Source organism: Companilactobacillus muriivasis (assembly GCF_036246245.1).
In the GTDB taxonomy this organism is placed as follows: Bacteria; Bacillota; Bacilli; order Lactobacillales; family Lactobacillaceae; genus Companilactobacillus; species Companilactobacillus muriivasis.
The window spans coordinates 192,028-209,311 of sequence record NZ_BTTQ01000002.1 but is presented as its reverse complement, the minus strand read 5'-3'; the positions used below and the strand labels follow the sequence as shown (position 1 = coordinate 209,311).

The 17,284-nt window shown below is 35.8% G+C and carries 18 protein-coding genes; 4 read left to right on the top strand and 14 right to left on the bottom strand.

The genetic code is table 11. The annotated features are described in order from the left end of the window. Positions 1-350 precede the first annotated feature (350 nt). From AAA923_RS03880 to AAA923_RS03870, 3 genes are all read right to left on the bottom strand, one after another. A complete protein-coding gene (locus tag AAA923_RS03880; RefSeq protein ID WP_338214705.1) occupies positions 351-719 on the bottom strand; it encodes a type II toxin-antitoxin system PemK/MazF family toxin in 369 nt (122 codons plus the stop codon). After that, the gene (mazE, locus tag AAA923_RS03875; protein ID WP_338214703.1) at positions 709-945 is read right to left on the bottom strand and encodes a type II toxin-antitoxin system PemI/MazE family antitoxin; all 237 of its coding nucleotides are present in this window, start codon (positions 943-945) and stop codon (positions 709-711) included. The genes AAA923_RS03880 and mazE overlap by 11 nt, the downstream gene beginning before the upstream one ends. Positions 946-1,350: 405 nt before the next feature. After that, complete coding sequence (locus AAA923_RS03870) at positions 1,351-1,914, bottom strand: TetR/AcrR family transcriptional regulator (protein WP_338214701.1); 564 nt, start codon at positions 1,912-1,914, stop codon at positions 1,351-1,353. 104 nt (positions 1,915-2,018) lie between these two features. On the opposite strand from AAA923_RS03870, the gene AAA923_RS03865 reads away from it, so the two are divergent. Next, positions 2,019-3,764: an MFS transporter gene (locus tag AAA923_RS03865; protein WP_338214699.1), complete on the top strand. Its 1,746-nt coding sequence runs from the start codon at positions 2,019-2,021 to the stop codon at positions 3,762-3,764. A 123-nt stretch (positions 3,765-3,887) separates the two neighbouring features. On the opposite strand, the gene AAA923_RS03860 is transcribed toward AAA923_RS03865, so the two are convergent. Both AAA923_RS03860 and AAA923_RS03855 read right to left on the bottom strand, forming a co-directional pair. After that, positions 3,888-4,256: a nuclear transport factor 2 family protein gene (locus AAA923_RS03860; protein ID WP_338214697.1), complete on the bottom strand. Its 369-nt coding sequence runs from the start codon at positions 4,254-4,256 to the stop codon at positions 3,888-3,890. 84 nt (positions 4,257-4,340) lie between these two features. After that, positions 4,341-4,817: a GNAT family N-acetyltransferase gene (locus tag AAA923_RS03855; RefSeq protein ID WP_338214695.1), complete on the bottom strand. Its 477-nt coding sequence runs from the start codon at positions 4,815-4,817 to the stop codon at positions 4,341-4,343. A 232-nt stretch (positions 4,818-5,049) separates the two neighbouring features. Here AAA923_RS03855 and AAA923_RS03850 point away from each other — a divergent pair, with 232 nt between their 5' ends. The 3 genes from AAA923_RS03850 to AAA923_RS03840 are packed head-to-tail and all read left to right on the top strand — an operon-like array spanning position 5,050 to position 7,187. After that, positions 5,050-5,640, top strand: a complete 591-nt coding sequence (locus AAA923_RS03850) for a TetR/AcrR family transcriptional regulator (RefSeq protein ID WP_338214693.1) — start codon at positions 5,050-5,052, stop codon at positions 5,638-5,640. Between the two features lie 36 nt (positions 5,641-5,676). Next, the gene (locus tag AAA923_RS03845; RefSeq protein ID WP_338214691.1) at positions 5,677-6,531 is read left to right on the top strand and encodes an ATP-binding cassette domain-containing protein; all 855 of its coding nucleotides are present in this window, start codon (positions 5,677-5,679) and stop codon (positions 6,529-6,531) included. Beyond that, complete coding sequence (locus tag AAA923_RS03840) at positions 6,528-7,187, top strand: ABC-2 transporter permease (protein WP_338214689.1); 660 nt, start codon at positions 6,528-6,530, stop codon at positions 7,185-7,187. The genes AAA923_RS03845 and AAA923_RS03840 overlap by 4 nt, the downstream gene beginning before the upstream one ends. 63 nt (positions 7,188-7,250) lie before the next feature. On the opposite strand, the gene AAA923_RS03835 is transcribed toward AAA923_RS03840, so the two are convergent. From AAA923_RS03835 to AAA923_RS03795, 9 genes are all read right to left on the bottom strand, one after another. Beyond that, entirely contained in the window at positions 7,251-8,612 is a 1,362-nt protein-coding gene (locus AAA923_RS03835) for an MFS transporter (protein ID WP_338214688.1), read from the bottom strand. Positions 8,613-8,737: 125 nt separating this feature from the next. After that, positions 8,738-9,019 (bottom strand): ArsR/SmtB family transcription factor, encoded by a 282-nt coding sequence (locus tag AAA923_RS03830; RefSeq protein WP_338214686.1) that lies wholly within the window; start codon positions 9,017-9,019, stop codon positions 8,738-8,740. A gap of 318 nt (positions 9,020-9,337) precedes the next feature. Then, complete coding sequence (locus AAA923_RS03825) at positions 9,338-9,883, bottom strand: hypothetical protein (RefSeq protein WP_338214684.1); 546 nt, start codon at positions 9,881-9,883, stop codon at positions 9,338-9,340. 117 nt (positions 9,884-10,000) lie between these two features. Further along, entirely contained in the window at positions 10,001-12,406 is a 2,406-nt protein-coding gene (gene recD2, locus AAA923_RS03820) for an SF1B family DNA helicase RecD2 (RefSeq protein ID WP_338214682.1), read from the bottom strand. Next, positions 12,393-13,058 (bottom strand): tetratricopeptide repeat protein, encoded by a 666-nt coding sequence (locus tag AAA923_RS03815; RefSeq protein ID WP_338214680.1) that lies wholly within the window; start codon positions 13,056-13,058, stop codon positions 12,393-12,395. The genes recD2 and AAA923_RS03815 overlap by 14 nt, the downstream gene beginning before the upstream one ends. A 7-nt stretch (positions 13,059-13,065) precedes the next feature. Then, a complete protein-coding gene (locus tag AAA923_RS03810) occupies positions 13,066-13,716 on the bottom strand; it encodes a histidine phosphatase family protein (protein WP_338214678.1) in 651 nt (216 codons plus the stop codon). Positions 13,717-14,310: 594 nt separating this feature from the next. Further along, positions 14,311-15,429, bottom strand: coding sequence for a tRNA 2-thiouridine(34) synthase MnmA (gene mnmA / locus AAA923_RS03805; protein WP_338214676.1), 1,119 nt, complete (start codon positions 15,427-15,429; stop codon positions 14,311-14,313). Positions 15,430-15,442: 13 nt separating this feature from the next. Then, positions 15,443-15,778, bottom strand: coding sequence for a hypothetical protein (locus tag AAA923_RS03800; protein ID WP_338214674.1), 336 nt, complete (start codon positions 15,776-15,778; stop codon positions 15,443-15,445). 352 nt (positions 15,779-16,130) lie between these two features. Continuing rightward, the gene (locus AAA923_RS03795; protein WP_338214672.1) at positions 16,131-17,279 is read right to left on the bottom strand and encodes a cysteine desulfurase family protein; all 1,149 of its coding nucleotides are present in this window, start codon (positions 17,277-17,279) and stop codon (positions 16,131-16,133) included. Between the last annotated feature and the right edge of the window lie 5 nt (positions 17,280-17,284).

The following is a 17,284-nucleotide window of genomic DNA, read 5'->3' as shown; positions in this document are numbered from 1 at the left end:
ATCAAATTGATAATAATCAAATCCGTGTAAAGAAAATAGTGTGTCATCACTCTTTAATCCAGCAACTACCCACTCTGTTTTGTAATCATCATTGATACTTCTAGTCTCAAAAATATGAATTAATTACTTATTGCAATCGAAGAATGATCTAAAAAATTCAGAGATTTCGTTTTTATTCTTTGCTGCTTCGTTCATTATTAGCTATTTAATGGTGAAGTATACAAATTGCCATTTTTTATACTTCATATTAAAAATAAACAAGATACTCCAAACAAATATAAAAAAGATGTGTACTTCCAAAGTTTAGCTTAAACTTGGGGCACACATCAAAAGATGAACAATCTTAATATTCAATAAACAGAAAAAATATCTCTTATCGCACTCAGAGCCTGCTCTTTTAACTGTTTATCCACATGACTAACAACTTTCCCATGTCTTGCAGAAAAGTCATAACCTAATAAATTACTAAGAATTATATATCCATGAATTTTATCATTTTTTAACTTCAAAGAAGCATAAAAATCTATTGGTATTTTAGATGTAATCGGAAAACCAGTAATCATACCTGTTCTCCTATTATACGTGTCAGAACTAATAACTAACATCGGTCTACGAATATTGTCTTTAAAATCATGACCACCATATTCGTGACCAGCATGTGGTTCAGCATCTATCCAAACAATATCTCCTTGCTTTGGGGAATCATCATTACCAGACATTCTCTTTACCAACAGCCTTACCGTTATCACCGATATTCATGGACTTAATCGCAGACCTTAAATCATATTCAGGATGTTGATCAAATAAATTTTTGTGCACCGGAACAAAAGACAGTACTCCGTTATCATCCAAAACTGGATTGTATTCAACATTCTCACCAATCTTAAATTGTGAAGGTACTGTGATCATTATTGAATTGCCTTGTTTACGTGTTTTAACAGTCATGACTATTCTCCTCTCATCGTATTGTAATTATATGTGTAATTACTCCGTATATCAACTATTTAACTCATTGATCAATCTTTGTCACAACAATAGTTATCTGAACATCGAACCTTGAGGGTATTAATACAACTGTTTAAAATTAACTTTAACATACTCTTATGGATTTAGTTTACGAGTTTTTTATACTAAAAATAACCATAATTATAATGCCATTTATTTGAATTTTTCTACAACTATTTTCTATTTGTTCAGTCAATACGGCAGTTTTTTGTATAACAGCATTAAATTGAATTCTTCTTAAACACATTTGGTAATTTTGTATATTTATAGACAAATAGAGACTGCAATCTAAAATTCGATTGCGGTCTCTATTTGATTTAAACATAAAAAACTAAGATTAACTATTTACCCCAATCCTTGAATGGTCGTCATCAATTCCTGAATCATTATCTTACTATTGATTTTACAATCTGTAGCAATCCAACCAATCAAAACATTGATAAGTCCACCAGTGGCAAATTGAACACCTATGCTTACTTGCAAATCATTATCCCATTTTCTCCATGGAGCTGGAGTATCTTTTATTTCGACAATAAATTTCTTAGTAAAAGCCGATGTAAAGTAATCTGCCAGATTAGCCTTAATCAAAATACGCATAGTATCTTTCTTACTCTCAAAATAATTGAAATAATTTTCTAATACATTATCAAACTCAAGTACTGAATTATTATTTGTGCTCTCAATATATCCACTAATAATGTCATTAACTAAATCTTCAAGAACATCATCCTTAGTAGAATAATGACGATAAAAAGTTGGTCGTGATATTTTAGCTGTAGCAACAATTTGCTTAACAGTAATTTCATCAAAACTATAAATATCTAATAGATCAACTAAAGAATCCTTGATCCAATATTCTGTTTGTCTATGCATCCGCGTTACAACTTCTGTTGATGTGTCTCTATACATTACATTCACCTCAAATTTATTACGATTATGGGTTTGTTGATGGTTGTTTATAAATATTTGGATAATAATGCTCTCGAAACAAGAAAAGAACGGGAGTAAAAATCATGAGAAATATTAGTACAAGCAAAAAAAATGCAATAATTATTACAATGTCCATTATTGGATTTTTAGTAATTTTGGATACGAGCATTATGAATATCACCTTACCTAAAATTCAGACGGCTTTTAACGTATCACTAACTAACCTATCATGGTCAATTAATATTTATACAATTCTCTTTGCATCATTGTTAATTCCGGTCGGACGTTTAGGAGATATGTTCGGTCGAGTCAAGCTTCTTAATCTAGCACTATTAGTTTTCCTATTTGGTTCCATTGTTAGTGGCACTTCAGCTAATCTAAATATTCTATTGATTGGTCGTGCAATCCAGAGTATCGGTGCCGCCACAATGCTACCTGCTGCAATGCTAATATCTTTAAATATTGTGAGTAAAGGGCGTCGTGCTAAAGTTATTGCTATCCTTGGTGTAACACAGGCCTTAGGTTCTGCTATGGGACCAGCCATTGGTGGCATTATCTCACAATATTTCGGCTGGCACTGGGTATTTCTCATCAATATACCAATCGTCATCAATATACCAATCGTCATTATTCTACTAATAAGTACCCTATCCACATTATCAATGAAAAATGAAATAACGAAGAGTGTTAAATTGGATACCATTGGTACATCCTTAATCGTTGGAACATTACTACTAATGACAACTGCCTTGGTTGATGGTCGTGATTGGGGTTGGGCAAGCTTTAAGACACTCGGATGTGGGATTAGCTCAATCGTTCTATTATTATTGTTCATTCTCAGGGAAATAAAGACTAATGATCCAATTATTCCAATGAAGTTATTTAAAAATCGCGATTTTATAGCTTCAATAACAAGTATCTTAATTGCATTTATCACATTAGCTAGTTTCATTGGAATTATCCCAACTTACTTAACAAAAATTACTGATGTATCACAACTGAAGGCAGCCTTATTAATAACTCCAATGTCAGTCGCCATGCTAATCTTCAATCCATTGTCAATTTCCTTAATTGGTAAAATTTCAAATAGAATCCTAATTGGAACCGGAATTTTAGCATCTGGTATTGGTATCTATATGTTAAGCAACTTAAATGTGACAAATAATTGGAATCAGTTATACATAATTGATGTTATTATCGGTTTCGGAATTGGGTTCATCAGTGGTCCAGCTTTAACTGTTGGCATTGCTGAACTACAAGGAACTGAATTGACCGCTGGACAGAATGTGCTAAATGTTATGAGAAATATCGGAATTATGATTGGAATAGCACTCTTTTTATCAATGCTAAATGGAAACATAACTGATGCCAAACATGAAACTTATAACTATGCAATTGGTCAAGTTGATAAGATAGATATTCCAAATAATTCTAAGACAACTATTAAAAATCATTTGCACAACAAATTAATCTCAAGTAATAACAATAACGTAGACAGTTCTAATAAAGTCAAAAGCAACACAATTAATAACAGCAAAAAGGACAAAATGATCAATGTTGAATACACCAATATTGTTACTCAAAAACAAAATGCATTGGGTACTCCTTTACCTGAATCCACTGATATTGCCATCAAAAAACAAATCACAACTATCGTTGATAAAAAAGTAACAAAATTAAATGGTCAAATTACACATACTACACGCAATATAAAAAATCACTTACACAATAAGTTAAATAATTCATTTTTAGATATGTATTCACTGGAATATCCAATGATTTTTGCTAGCTTAGTAACTGCATTTATATTCAAAAAGAAGAAAGCTTAAAATCATTTTGGAACATAGACTTGAACGAGAACCAAAACACAAATAAGACAGGCAAATCCCGAAACCGGATTGACCTGTCTTATTTACCTTATTATTCGAAATGTAATCACATTTGTCACCTATTTATGAAATAACAACCTTCAAATCAACGATTTTACCAGCATCATCAAATTGATAATAGTCAAACCCATGTAGTGAAAACAATGTGCCATCACTCTTCAAACCAGCTACGACCCATTCGGTCTGATAATTATTGTCGACATCCCTAATTTCAAACAGATGTTTCAATTGCTGATTGCGTCCAAAAAATGATCTAAAGAAATCAGCTATTTCACTTTTATTTGTCGCCGTTTCATTCATACCAGAGTTAATTTTTGCCTCATCACTAAACAAATCGATAATTGCTTTTAAAGAATTCATATCACTTGAAGCATAGTCAGACAGTTTAAAATACTTTTGAATCGTAATTCTATTCGTATCGGTATCAGTCATGTGTTATCTCCAATCGACAATTAATTAAATAATTGTACATCGAAATTATCAAAATAATACCTAGCTATACGGCTTGTCACTATTTTAAATATTTTTATGATAAATATAAATTTCACCTAACTTTTCGTGTACTCGCTTGTTTGAATATACGAAACCAGCTTTTAGATAGAGCTCTTGAGCGGCTAGATTAGTCGGAGAAACTCCTAAAATCATTCGATCAACTTGCTTGTAATTGAAATAAACAAATTCAGATAGTTTCAGCAATGTTATTAAGGCATAATCACGACGACGGTAACGACTATCGATTGAGAAGGATCGTACCAAAATATCCGTTTGCGAATCCCCATCATATAGCAATGGTCCATCATCAGTATGCAGGCAGAAACATCCGACCAATTTATCGTTATCAAGAATCATCATTGGCTGCATATGAAGATTGGTTCGACTGCGTTCAATAATTGATTGTGGACCACCGATATTATCATTGGGATTAAGATGATAATCATCAATCATACTTTGAGTAATATTATTTTTATCATATTCCTGTAATTTGATATTCATTTTGAGATCACATCCAAACAGAAAAATAACTTATTTAATTTTTAACCACGACAATTCTAATAAAAAATCATCTTGGTACCATGAGTATAGTCAGCGATTACAATTTTGGGTATAAATATGTTCTAGTAATTTTTCTATCTTGAATTAAAATTAAGATAATCATTTAAAACTGAAAAAGTAAAATATTTGCATTGATATATTTTACTTTTAAACTATAATGAAGGATATAAATATGACAACTAAACGAGAATTAAATGCTCAGGTCCACCAACAAAATATTCTAAACACTGCTGCCAAGCTCTTTAAACAAGATGGTGTCCAAACTACCAGTATCACAGCAATTGCTAAACAGGCCGATGTTTCAACGCGAACTCTTTACAAGTACTTTCCCAACAAGAATGAACTTGCACATGCGGTTTACTTAGCAGATATTGATGCAGGAATTGCAACTAATACAACTATCTTGCACGATGAGACAATCGATTTTCAGACTAAATTATCGAAAATGATGGCTAATCAAATGAAACTCAGTCAACAATTAAATCCTGATTATATTCGCTATGCTGCTGACGATTTTCAAGGTAAAACAGGTCATCCGGAGACCAGTTCATACTATTTAGCCAAATTGGACACTTTTTGGTCGGAATTAATTGATTTAGGTATTAATAGTGGTGCCATTAGTAAGCAACATTCTGCCAAAGCCCTGCGCATTTATATTCAAGCATTTTTCAATTTAGGTCAAACTACCATTACCGATCCAGAAGTATTGCAAGACTTAATTCAGCTGTTCTTCAATGGATTGAATGGGCAGGCCCAAAATTAGTTGTCTATTTAAATTTGTAACTTCGAGGTGGTTATAATGCTGACCATTGATCACATTCAAAAGCATTATCCAAACTTTAAATTAGATTTATCACTCAACATCCCTACTGGAAAAATAACAGTCGTTTTAGGTCCAAATGGCGCTGGTAAAACAACTTTTTTCAAACTTTTGTTAAATCTCACCACGCCAGACCATGGAACTTTAACTATAAACAATCAACCGTTAAAAACATGGATAACTAAAAATCCAGAATCCATCAGTGCAACCTTTCCAGACAGTGGCTTCAACGAAAATCTAACTATTACTGAAATCAATCAGTTGTTAAAATCATTCTATCCAAATACGATTTCAGCTGACTTTCTAACTCAATGCCAACAACTTAACTTACCAACTACTCAGCCAATTAAAAACTTTTCAACTGGTATGCAAGCTAAACTAAAACTGCTCGTAGCACTCTCACATAAAGCAACTCTACTTGTTCTTGACGAACCAACAACTGGATTAGACGTCACCGTACGTCAAACTATCATTAAATTGATTAAAACTTATCATCATAAATATCCTCAGGCGACAATCTTGATTAGTTCACATATTGCTAGCGACATTGATGCTTTAGCCGAAAACGTTATTCTAATTACTGACGGAAACCTCCAGTTACAAGAAGATTTAAACGTTATTAAACAACAATATGGTATCTTCACTATTTCAAATAATCAATTTTTACAAGTCGATAATTCATTACTGATTGATCATTGGACCAATGGTAATCAAGTGACTTGTTTAACTACAAATCGAGCATACTTCACTAATATTTCTACTATTAAAACACCAAGTGTTGATGATTTGCTGCTCAATTTTACTGGTAGCTCTAAGGAGGTTACAGTCGCATGAGAGGACTATGGCTACAAGACTATTATTTATTTAAAAGGCAACGTCTAGCGGTTGGTTTAACTTGGATTTTAGCAACTCTTTGCTTAATTTTATTTGGTCGTTGGGGCATCGAAATTGGTATGGGTATCTTTGCTGTCATGCTCAGTATGCTGATGCTCTCACTACTCAGCGCCAATCAACAGAATCGCGGTTTGAAATTTCTACTAACATTACCCATTACGAAGAAAACCTATATTCGTCAAAAATATGCTCTACTATTTAGCAATGTTTCCGGAGCTGTTCTAACTATGATTGGTACAACTTGGATCATCGCTAAATGGCAAAATTGGAATTTAACATTAACCGATATCTTCCAGCAAGCATATTTAGTCGGCATCATAATTTTGGCAATACTGCTTATTATTGTTCCCTACCAGTTAGAGCACGGTCCCGAAGCAACTCAAACTTTCATGTCAGTAGTTGGTGCAATCATCGGTGGTGGTTATCTCAGCGTTCAAAAAACAAGTTGGGGTCGAGAAATCTTTAATAATATAGTTACTTCAATCAACCATAATGGCCTAACTAGTTTACTCTTAGTTATCACTGGTATAGTCGTTATAATATTAGGTTTGTCATACTATCGAAGTTTGACAGGATTTCAAACAACAGCAGAATAAAGCCAAAAGGTTCAAGGAACTTTCAATAGTCCTTTGAACCTTCTTTGGTATTTCAACCTTAGTCTAACGATTTTTAAATCTGAATGAAAAAATTATTCCTAAAATAGAAATAATCCCTGCACTCAACATCACGGCTCGAAAACCACTAGTAAACAATCCTAAATCGCTCATCCCTCCAAATTGATAAAAAATAATCACTGAAACTGTTGTTCCGACTGCTCCGCCTAATAAACGAAAAACATTGTAAATTCCCGACGCTTTACCAATCTCGGATTTCGCAACTGCACCCAAAACTACTTTTTGAAGTGCCGGACCAGCCATCGATAACCCAACACCAGCAACGGCTAATGGCACAACCATATTTAGATATGGACTATGATCATTTACTAAAATCATTATCAAAATATAGCCAATACCCTGGAACAGCAATCCCAACGTCGCAATCAGTTTTTCTCCGTATTTATCGACTGCATTTCCAGCAAATGGCGCTACCACTACTAAAGTCCCTGTCCAAGGCAATATCTCTAATCCAGCTGTTAATGAATCTGCTCCACCAACGCCTTGTAAAAATTGTGGTAGGAAAAATACCACGCCATACATTGAACCGTACAGCAAGAATGTCGCAATATTTCCACCTGTAAAAGCTATCGACTTGAAGAAGCCTAATGGAATCATTGGTTTTTCTTCGACTCTTTGATGTAAAACAAACCAAACTCCAGCTGATAATCCTAGAATTCCTATTGTCAGTGACCAGATAATTGAACTGGTAGACGTCATAGCCGATAAGGACCAGATAATACTAGTAGACGCAACTATGATCAAAATTGAATCAACCAGGCCGACCTTATCACTATTACCAGTACTTTCTGGCAACATTTTCATAGATAAATAAATTGCTAAAACACCAATTGGCACATTGATCCAAAATATCCACTGCCATGCTAACTTGGCAACAATAAATCCGCCCAATGATGGACCAACAATCAGTGCCAATCCACCGATTCCGCTCCAAATCCCGAGTGCTTTTCCAAGTTCTGAAACTGGCAAAGTATTCGTCAAAATTGCCATCGACATCGGCGTCATTACTGATGCACCAATACCCTCAACTACTCGAGCAATAATCAAAAATTCAATGTTGTTCGACAAAGCACAGAGAATTGAACCAATAGTAAAGATCAGAATACCTAAATTATAAATTTTACGGCGTCCTAACCGTTCACCTAAAGAAACTCCAACTAAAAGAACTGCCGCAATCGTAATATTGTACGAATTCATCGCCCACTGCAACATATCGACTGAAATATGAAAATCATTTCTGATGGCAGTTGAAGCTGTCGTCACAATCATAGAATCCATCATCGACATGAAAAATCCTAATGAAGTTAAAACTAACACCCAGTTTGAATTAACTTGTTTCTGTTTCATTTAATTTTCCCCATTCATGTTTTCTTAAATATAGTTCAAAATATTTTGAACTATTTAAAATTAACATGCCAAGAAATTCCTGACAAGGAGAAAAGTGCAAACAAAAAGAGCGTAAATATACGCCCTTAAATATTTTTATAAAAATTAGTTACATACTTATCGAAAATTGTCTGATTAAGACTGACATATTTCTCACGTGCTTCTTTTCTGGCATTTATCAAACCAGCATCCTGAAGCAGCTTAAAGTGGTACGAGCCTGAGGTCTTACTGATATTAATGGCTTTTCCCACTTCACCACAAGAAATCTCACGGTCAGTCTGTTTTAAATATTGAATAATCTCTAGTCGAATTGGATCAGCTAACGCTTTAAAAACCGCTATTTGTTTGTTATCTGCTGTATTCATCATATGTGATATATTACTCGTTTTGTTGACGTATTTTCAACTAAGTTTACTCAAAAATCTAGTTTGGAAGTTTAAACAATTTTACGCCTCACTGATAGTTGAATTCTGTTTATTATTTAAATTCAAAATTATTAAATATATAAAAATGAGCAAGGCATATATATAAGCGTTATGATACGGACTGAGCAAAATATTATTACTCGTTCCGATATTGGATTATATTTTCTGATTCAAATTATCCATTCTTGAAACAAAAAAGCACTTGCAAGAAGCTAGAAAATATTTTTCTTTGTTTCTCACAAATACTCTTCAATTTTATTATTAATGATGTCTTTCACGACGACGCTCCTGACGTCTATTATGTCTACTTCTATCCTTTTTTTGTGCAGCAACATTAGCTGATATTTCTTTAGGGAATTTCGATGAGGCTCGATACCAAACTATTCCCCGCTGTATTAATAAAGTTACCCCTAAATACAGCAGTAATGTCACTGAACTTCCAGTCCAAATTCGATCAACTGCTACGTGCATCCCGATACCGATGACCCACCAAACAATCGTTAACCAATTTCCTTCGCGCATGACTAATTTATCATCATCAAGCCAGAACTTATACGATAAGGCTCGCAATGCCGCAAAAATAGCTGCACTGATCAAACTAAGGATTCCGAAAATAATAATTTTATTCTGAGCAAGATCAAGATGTTGTTTGTTTACAGCATCCCCAATCGAAGCAATTCCTAATAAAATAACCACAACGAAAAACTCTGGTTTAAACTTAACGGTTCTCGGTTCCAGCTGACGCTTAATTACCACGTACAGGATTAGTAACGCTAAAACAATATTCGTATAACTAAGATTTTGCATAATTAAATTTCCTTATAATTTTTAGTAGCAATAAAATAATACTCTAAAAATTACTTTTGGCAACTAAAAAGAAGCACGTCACGACAACATACTTCTTTGTGAACACTTAGTTTTCTTTTAAACTGCTTTATCTTCATTCATAAAATCACTAGGAATAACACCATCCATCCCAATCATCGGATTAATGGCATTATTCATAACCATATCAAGTGTTAAACGATAATCCTTTGGTTCAGTCTCTTCTGGCTCAACTTCTTCATCAGGAGATTCAGTCTCTGTTTCCGGCTGCTTAATCTTAAAACTAGTAAAGATTCGTTCCTTCAAGGTAGTCTGACGCTCACTCGACTGATCTCTAATTGAGCGTTCAAACGCACTGCGGTCACCGACCATGATCAACAGACGCTTGGCACGGGTAACAGCTGTATACAACAAATTACGACGTAACATCCGTGATTCTTCATTAACTAATGGCAAAATAACCATTTCGAACTCAGAACCTTGCGATTTATGAATCGAAGTACAGTAAGCCAAGGTAATATTGAGCCAGTCTTTACGGTCCAAAGTAACTTCATTGCCATCAAAATCGATAACTAATTTATCAACTTTATCAGTATTTTCTTTTGCCAAAATAATTCCGACAATTTGACCAATCTCACCATTGAAAACGTTGTCCTCAGGCGTATTGACTAAATAAACGACCTTATCTTTGATTCGATACTTAATGTTACCCATTGAAACCTCTTTACGCTTAGGTGTCATTGGGTTAACAACGTTTTGAATCACATAATTCAGGTTGTCGATGCCGGCAGTACCACGATACATTGGTGCCAACACTTGGACATCCGCAATATCAAAACCACGTTCACCAGACTTACTGATAATCTGTGATAAAACATGCGGTACATCGCGACTATTGCAGTTGATAAAGCTTCGATCAGCTCGATTTTCAAAGATGCCATCAACGATAACACCTTCGTTAATATCATGAGCCAACTGAATAATCGTTGAATCCTCATCTTGACGGTGAATATTTTTCAAAATCATAGTTGGGAATACTTCACTGTTAATCAAATCAGCAAAGACTTGACCAGGTCCAACTGATGGCAACTGATCACGGTCACCTACTAGGACGATTTGTGTCCCTGGTTGAACGGCAGAAATCAAAACTTTAAACAATTTTGTATCGACCATCGACATTTCATCAATAATCAACAATTTGCAATCTAAACTTGGTTCCGCAAATTCATCATCTTCAGTACCAGTCAATCCTAACAAACGGTGAATTGTCATCGCTGGCAAACCGGTTGATTCACCCATATGTTTAGCTGCACGTCCTGTAGGAGCCGCTAGAGCAATTGCATACTCTTTGGACTCTGGTTCAAGTGGCATGTCATTTAGCTTTGCATAGGCTGCGACAATGGCATTAATGATGGTTGTTTTACCAGTTCCGGGTCCACCAGTTAATAGAAAGACTGGAGCTGTCAACGATTGTTCAATTGCTTTTTCTTGCGACTCATCATATTTAACATTAAAATCCGATTCAATCTGACGTAATTCCTTCTTCATGGCCTTTTTCTTCCAAGACACACCTTTGAAACTATCAGTAATCATCTTCAATGATTGGGCAATTGACCACTCACTGTCAGCCAAATCTTTTTCATAAACGTTACCGTCTTCAACTACCAGTACGCCATCTTTAACTAAATTACGTAAGCCATCAAGTAATTTTTGTTGCAAATCATCAGTTGAATTAGCGCGTAAAATACTGCCAACACGATGAATTAAATCCTGCCCGTCAACGTACGTGTCACCTGTTTCACTGACAATTAAGGTCACCATTTGAATCAAGGCACCCTTAATACGTCTGGGGTCGTCTCCGGTAATGCCTAATCGTTTCGCCAACTCATCAGCACGTTTAAACCCAACACCTTTGACATCAATGACTAACTGATACGGATCTTCAGTCAATTTATCGAGCGTCTGTGCACCATACTTTTGAAAAATACGAGCACTCAATGTTGGACCAAAGCCATAGTTATTCAATTGATATAAAACTTGTTCTGTCTGATGATTGCTGGAAATTTGCTCCACAATATTTTGGGTTTTCTCTTCACCAAGTTTTAGAAAATCCAAGGCATGAGGATCCTGTAAGATCTTGTCGATTGCATCTTCACCCAACGTATCAACAATTTTCTCAGCCTTTTTCTTCCCAATACCTGGGAACTCTTCACTCGAAAAGAAAGCTACCAGTTGCTTACGACCATTAGGTCGACTGCGTTTATACGTTGTAGCTTTAAATTGTTGACCATATTTGGGATGATCGACGATTTCGCCTTCAAAACGATATTCTTCTTCTTCAACGATTTCGCCAAAACTACCAGTAACAACGATATCGCCGCCGTCCCAGCCAGTATTGGTTTTCTTAACTTTAATCGTAAAGATCTTATAGAGATTTTCGGGATTTTCAAAAAAGATGGCTTTGACAGTACCCAAGAAATATGGTTTCTCGTCACTTTCTGTCATCGCTATCTCCTTGTTTGATAAATTCTTGTAATTCAGCTAGTTTCTTTTCATTCTTTAAATAATACTTTTCATCTAATTTTTTAGACTGATCCAAGTAGTTTTGATAATCTTGGTGCAAGTTCATCGCACACAATGCCATATTAAAGCAATACTTGGCCTGTGGCCTGATTTCGTTAGCAGCCTTGTAAAATCCTAAGGACTCTTGGAAATTGCCGTTAGCAAGCAATAAATCGGCTAATAGCTCATTTGCTTGTAAATCCTTGGGCGACTTTTCAACAGCGGTCAAAGCATACATAATAGCCAATTGACGTTTGCCCTGTTGGTCCAAAGTTTTAGCCAACATAAAATAAGCTTCAAATGCATAATCATCGTTGACCAAATTTTGAAAAATGTCATTGGCCTTGTCGAATTTATCAGCCAAATAATACACATTTCCAAGATTATAAAGTAAATCCTGATTATCCTTATACATTTCCAAAGAACGAGCCAACAACTCTTCAGCTTGTTCCAAATCGCCAGCCTGAACTAAATAAGTCGATAATTGTAAAATTTCGGGTAATTGCTTCGGGTTCTTATTCAAGTCAGCCACAATCAACTTGATAGCAGCTTCCTTGTCACCCTGGTTAAATAATTTTTCTGCTTGCTTGTTCATAAATACCTCAAATAGTATCTGAGCTTTCCAACTTCTTGTTCAGATAACCTGTTTCATTCCATTTAATTAATCTAAATTCGCCGTTTTCAAAACGAAGGTGTGTCAAACTAGTATTTGAGAGTCCCCCATTTTTGCGAATATCAGCGACTTTAGTACCCAACAACGATTGAATCATTGTGACTAAAGCAGCTCCGTGACTGACAATGACAACATTACTTTTTGCTTCATTTTCAGCCACAATTTTTTTCACAGCATTAGTTGTGCGTTCAGCGACTTTTTCAAATGATTCGCCCCTGATCAAATCATAATCATAGTCGGATGGTTGATGTCTAAAGGCATAAATAACTTCAGGCATTTCATTTTCCAATTCTGAAAACTTACGGCCTTCCATAATGCCCAAATCAAATTCGCGTAGGTCGCGAACAACTGACAAAGGAATTTCTCGTTTCAAATCCTTAATCAATGTTTCTGCAGTGGTCTTAGCACGTGGTAATGGACTTGAATACATGTGATCAATCTTTGTATCCTCAAGTCTTTTTGCCAACAGACTGATATCATGCAAACTTTCTGGCAACAATGGTGAATCACCATGTCCACCTTGATACTTTCCCTCTAAGTTCCATTCGGTCTTACCATGTCTGACAAAATATAATTCCATTTTTTCTCACCTTACCAAGTTAGTTAAGTACAATTATGGATTTTTTAAGAGATTTTTTCAAGGTCGGGGTGGTTAAATATGCCGTCTACAGAGCTGGGAAATATTCACTAGCTGTGCGGAACGGTCCGAGCCAAAGAACGGTCTCGAACCTCGGTTTGAAGCCTTGGCACAGTTTGCCAAGTCTCCAAACACGCCCGGTGGTATAAGGAAGGGAGAAATCTCCCGTCCTTATACCACTACCACGGCACACAAATATTTCCCAGCTCTTCCGACTAGTTTATTTTTTTAATATAAATGATTTCGTAAATATTTAGTTACACAAATATATTGCAATACATACGTATAGTTTTTTTTATTATAACAAAAAGACTAACTTCGATTGAGGTTAGTCTTTTCGTCTTTATATTTTGATTTATTGATTGAAAGTATTTTAAAACCCTTGTATATATAGACAGTGGCTCTAAAACGAGCTACGATGGGGCAACTCCTTCCGCTTTTCATAAATAAGTAAATCGCCCGCTAAGTTCGGCGTGCAATTCACTTATTTACGAAAATGCTCGGGAGCTGGGCGCCCCATCTTCGCTCTCTCACTCTCTAGATATACTGCAACTTCTTCTCTGCCATATAAGCAGCATCAATTGTAGCTCCACCTAGACACTCCTCACCATCATAGAAGACAACTTCTTGTCCTGGTGTGATGGCACGTACTGGGTTATCAAACTCAACGTTAACTTTACCGTCACCTAACATGTGAACAGTAACGCCTGTATCTTGTTGACGATATCTGAACTTGGCTGTGGCATGGAATGTTTCACCATAGTCCAAGCCTGTGATAAATGATAGGTCTGAAGCATCCAAATGATCAGCGTACAATGCTGGATTGTCATATCCTTGGTCTACGTAAAGAATGTTCTTTGACATGTCCTTACCCACTACGAACCAAGGCTCGTTTGACTTACCATTTCCACCAATTCCAAGACCTTGTCTTTGGCCGATTGTGTAGTACATCAAACCAGCATGCTTACCCTTAACTTCACCATCAGGTGTCATCATAGTACCAGCTTGTGCAGGCAAGAACTCGCTAAGGAACTTACGGAAGTTTCTCTCACCGATGAAACATACACCAGTTGAGTCCTTCTTCTTAGCAGTTGCTAATCCAGCCTCTTCAGCAATACGACGAACCTCTGACTTTTGCATTCCACCGATTGGGAACAATGCATTTTGTAACTGATCTTGTTGAACAGTACTTAGGAAGTATGTTTGATCCTTGTTAGCATCGCCACCACGCAATAAGTGAACAACACCGTTATCATCGCGGAAACTTTGAGCATAGTGACCCATTGCGATGTAATCAGCGTTTAACTTGTTAGCGTAGTCAAGGAATGCCTTAAACTTAACTTCTTTGTTACACATAACATCAGGGTTTGGAGTTCTACCCTTACGATACTCATCCAAGAAATATTCGAACACGCGGTCCCAATACTCCTTTTCAAAGTTAACTGAGTAGTAAGGAATACCAATCTTGTTGGCAACCTTAGCAACATCTTCATAATCCTCTGTCGAAGTACATACACCGGAATCATCTGTATCATCCCAGTTCTTCATAAATACTCCGATAACCTCATAGCCTTGTTGTTTCAAAAGAAGTGCACTAACTGACGAATCAACGCCACCACTCATACCTACTACAACACGCTTCTTCTTATTATCCATTTCTAAACCTCATCTATTTAACTAATACGTTTTTTTCTTTCAAAAAGTTCATTAAGTATCGGTAGTCACTTACTTCTTCTTCAGTGTCCTTGATCTTAAACATATTGATATTGTGCAATCCTGACTTATCAGTAATTGCTAATTTTAACCCATCTAAATTTTTGTCAACAGTTGCACGCAAATAATATCTAGCTTCATATGGTGATGATCCATTGATAGGATGTACCAATTTGAAACTACCTTTATTTGATTCCATGAAACCTGCATCCAAAAGTGAATATTTTTTTACTTCGGGGCTTAGTTCGTAAACTTCTTGGTCCCCTGTTACTTGAGCTTGTCGTTTATCCATTTTATTCATCCCCCATAAAAATTTTATCTTAACTAAAAGTTGAAAGACGAAAGCTGGATATACCACCTTTGACAACTGAATAATTTATCCAATCATCCCACCTCACTAAAAATAATTTAGTTGGAAGAGCAGAGAGTATTTACCTGCAGCGAAAGTGGCGTTATGGCTTTAGCCATTACACCACCGGGCGTGTTGAAGACTTGCCGTTCTTGCAAGGCTTCAACCGAGGTTCGAGACCGCTCTTTGGCTCGGGCCGTTCCGCGCAACAGATAAATACTCTCTGCTCTGGAAACGACATCCTTCAATAAACCTTCAACCTTTAGACCTTAATTATAAGTTTGAATAAATTTCACTAATTAGTCAAGTCTGAAACTATTTCGATCAGTTTATTTGTAAACTTAACGACTTCTTCTTCAGTGTTATCTTTACCAAAACTGATTCTAACTGAATCTTGAATTCTAGGACTGTCTTCGCCAAACATGGCAATCAAGACATGTGAAGGTTCCAAACTACCTGCGGTACATGCGGAACCACCGGAGATAGCAAAGCCTTCCAAGTCTAATCTGGTTAACAATACGCCACGTTCAATACCTGGCAAATACAAATTCATCACATGATTCAACGCATGAATATCAGTTGGTCCATTGATAGCGAATTTAATATTATTTTTATTTAAAATTTCTTGAATTGTTTGTTTAAAACCAAAATAACGTTCTTGTCTAGCTTGTTTTTCTTCCGGAGTAATCAGTTCGACGGCTTTAGCAAACCCAGCGATGGCAGGAACATTTTCAGTCCCAGCACGTCGTTTGGTTTCTTGGTCGCCTCCTTTAATAAATGATGGAATATGAATATCATCATTGATATAAAGAAAACCGATAAATTTAGGCCCATTAATTTTATGAGCTGATGTCGATAACATATCGATGTGTTCTTTTTTAACATCAATATCTTCCATTCCGTATGCTTGAACAGCATCAGTATGGAAGAAAGCTTGATGATCTTCTAGAACTTCCCCAATCTCTTCAATGGGATTCATGGAACCGACTTCGTTATTACCATACATGATCGACACTAAAATAGTATCGTCTCTGAGGGCATTTTTAACTTGTTCGGCAGTCACTTCTCCACGTTCATTAGGTTTTAAATAAGTTATTTCAAATCCTAATGTTTCGAGATATGCTAAAGGTTTGAGGATAGCCTCATGTTCAATAGCAGTTGTAATGATATGTTTACCTAATTTTTGTCTAGATAATGCTGTTTCGATTATCGCTGTATTGTCACTTTCAGTACCACCACTAGTAAAGACAATTTCTGAGTCTTTAGCATTGATACTTTGAGCAATCGTATGGCGACTTTCGTCCAAAACCTTGCGAGCTTGGCGTCCAAAATAGTTGGTAGCAGAAGCGTTACCAAAATTGTTCGCCATCTGGTCATGAATCACATCGACTACAGGTGTAGCCATCGGTGTGGTGGCAGCATTATCTAAATAAATAAATGCCACAATAA

Bases quoted from the DNA above. Each gene is read 5' to 3' on its own strand.
- AAA923_RS03880 (WP_338214705.1), bottom strand. From the start codon at position 719: ATGTCTGGTAATGATGATTCCCCAAAGCAAGGAGATATTGTTTGGATA.
- AAA923_RS03845 (WP_338214691.1), top strand. From the start codon at position 5,677: ATGCTGACCATTGATCACATTCAAAAGCATTATCCAAACTTTAAATTA.
- AAA923_RS03830 (WP_338214686.1), bottom strand. From the start codon at position 9,019: ATGATGAATACAGCAGATAACAAACAAATAGCGGTTTTTAAAGCGTTA.
- recD2 (WP_338214682.1), bottom strand. From the start codon at position 12,406: ATGACAGAAAGTGACGAGAAACCATATTTCTTGGGTACTGTCAAAGCC.
- AAA923_RS03835 (WP_338214688.1), bottom strand. From the start codon at position 8,612: ATGAAACAGAAACAAGTTAATTCAAACTGGGTGTTAGTTTTAACTTCA.
- AAA923_RS03815 (WP_338214680.1), bottom strand. From the start codon at position 13,058: ATGAACAAGCAAGCAGAAAAATTATTTAACCAGGGTGACAAGGAAGCT.
- AAA923_RS03840 (WP_338214689.1), top strand. From the start codon at position 6,528: ATGAGAGGACTATGGCTACAAGACTATTATTTATTTAAAAGGCAACGT.
- AAA923_RS03800 (WP_338214674.1), bottom strand. From the start codon at position 15,778: ATGGATAAACGACAAGCTCAAGTAACAGGGGACCAAGAAGTTTACGAA.
- mnmA (WP_338214676.1), bottom strand. From the start codon at position 15,429: ATGGATAATAAGAAGAAGCGTGTTGTAGTAGGTATGAGTGGTGGCGTT.
- AAA923_RS03855 (WP_338214695.1), bottom strand. From the start codon at position 4,817: ATGAATATCAAATTACAGGAATATGATAAAAATAATATTACTCAAAGT.
- AAA923_RS03860 (WP_338214697.1), bottom strand. From the start codon at position 4,256: ATGACTGATACCGATACGAATAGAATTACGATTCAAAAGTATTTTAAA.
- AAA923_RS03870 (WP_338214701.1), bottom strand. From the start codon at position 1,914: ATGTATAGAGACACATCAACAGAAGTTGTAACGCGGATGCATAGACAA.
- AAA923_RS03810 (WP_338214678.1), bottom strand. From the start codon at position 13,716: ATGGAATTATATTTTGTCAGACATGGTAAGACCGAATGGAACTTAGAG.
- AAA923_RS03850 (WP_338214693.1), top strand. From the start codon at position 5,050: ATGACAACTAAACGAGAATTAAATGCTCAGGTCCACCAACAAAATATT.
- mazE (WP_338214703.1), bottom strand. From the start codon at position 945: ATGACTGTTAAAACACGTAAACAAGGCAATTCAATAATGATCACAGTA.
- AAA923_RS03865 (WP_338214699.1), top strand. From the start codon at position 2,019: ATGAGAAATATTAGTACAAGCAAAAAAAATGCAATAATTATTACAATG.
- AAA923_RS03825 (WP_338214684.1), bottom strand. From the start codon at position 9,883: ATGCAAAATCTTAGTTATACGAATATTGTTTTAGCGTTACTAATCCTG.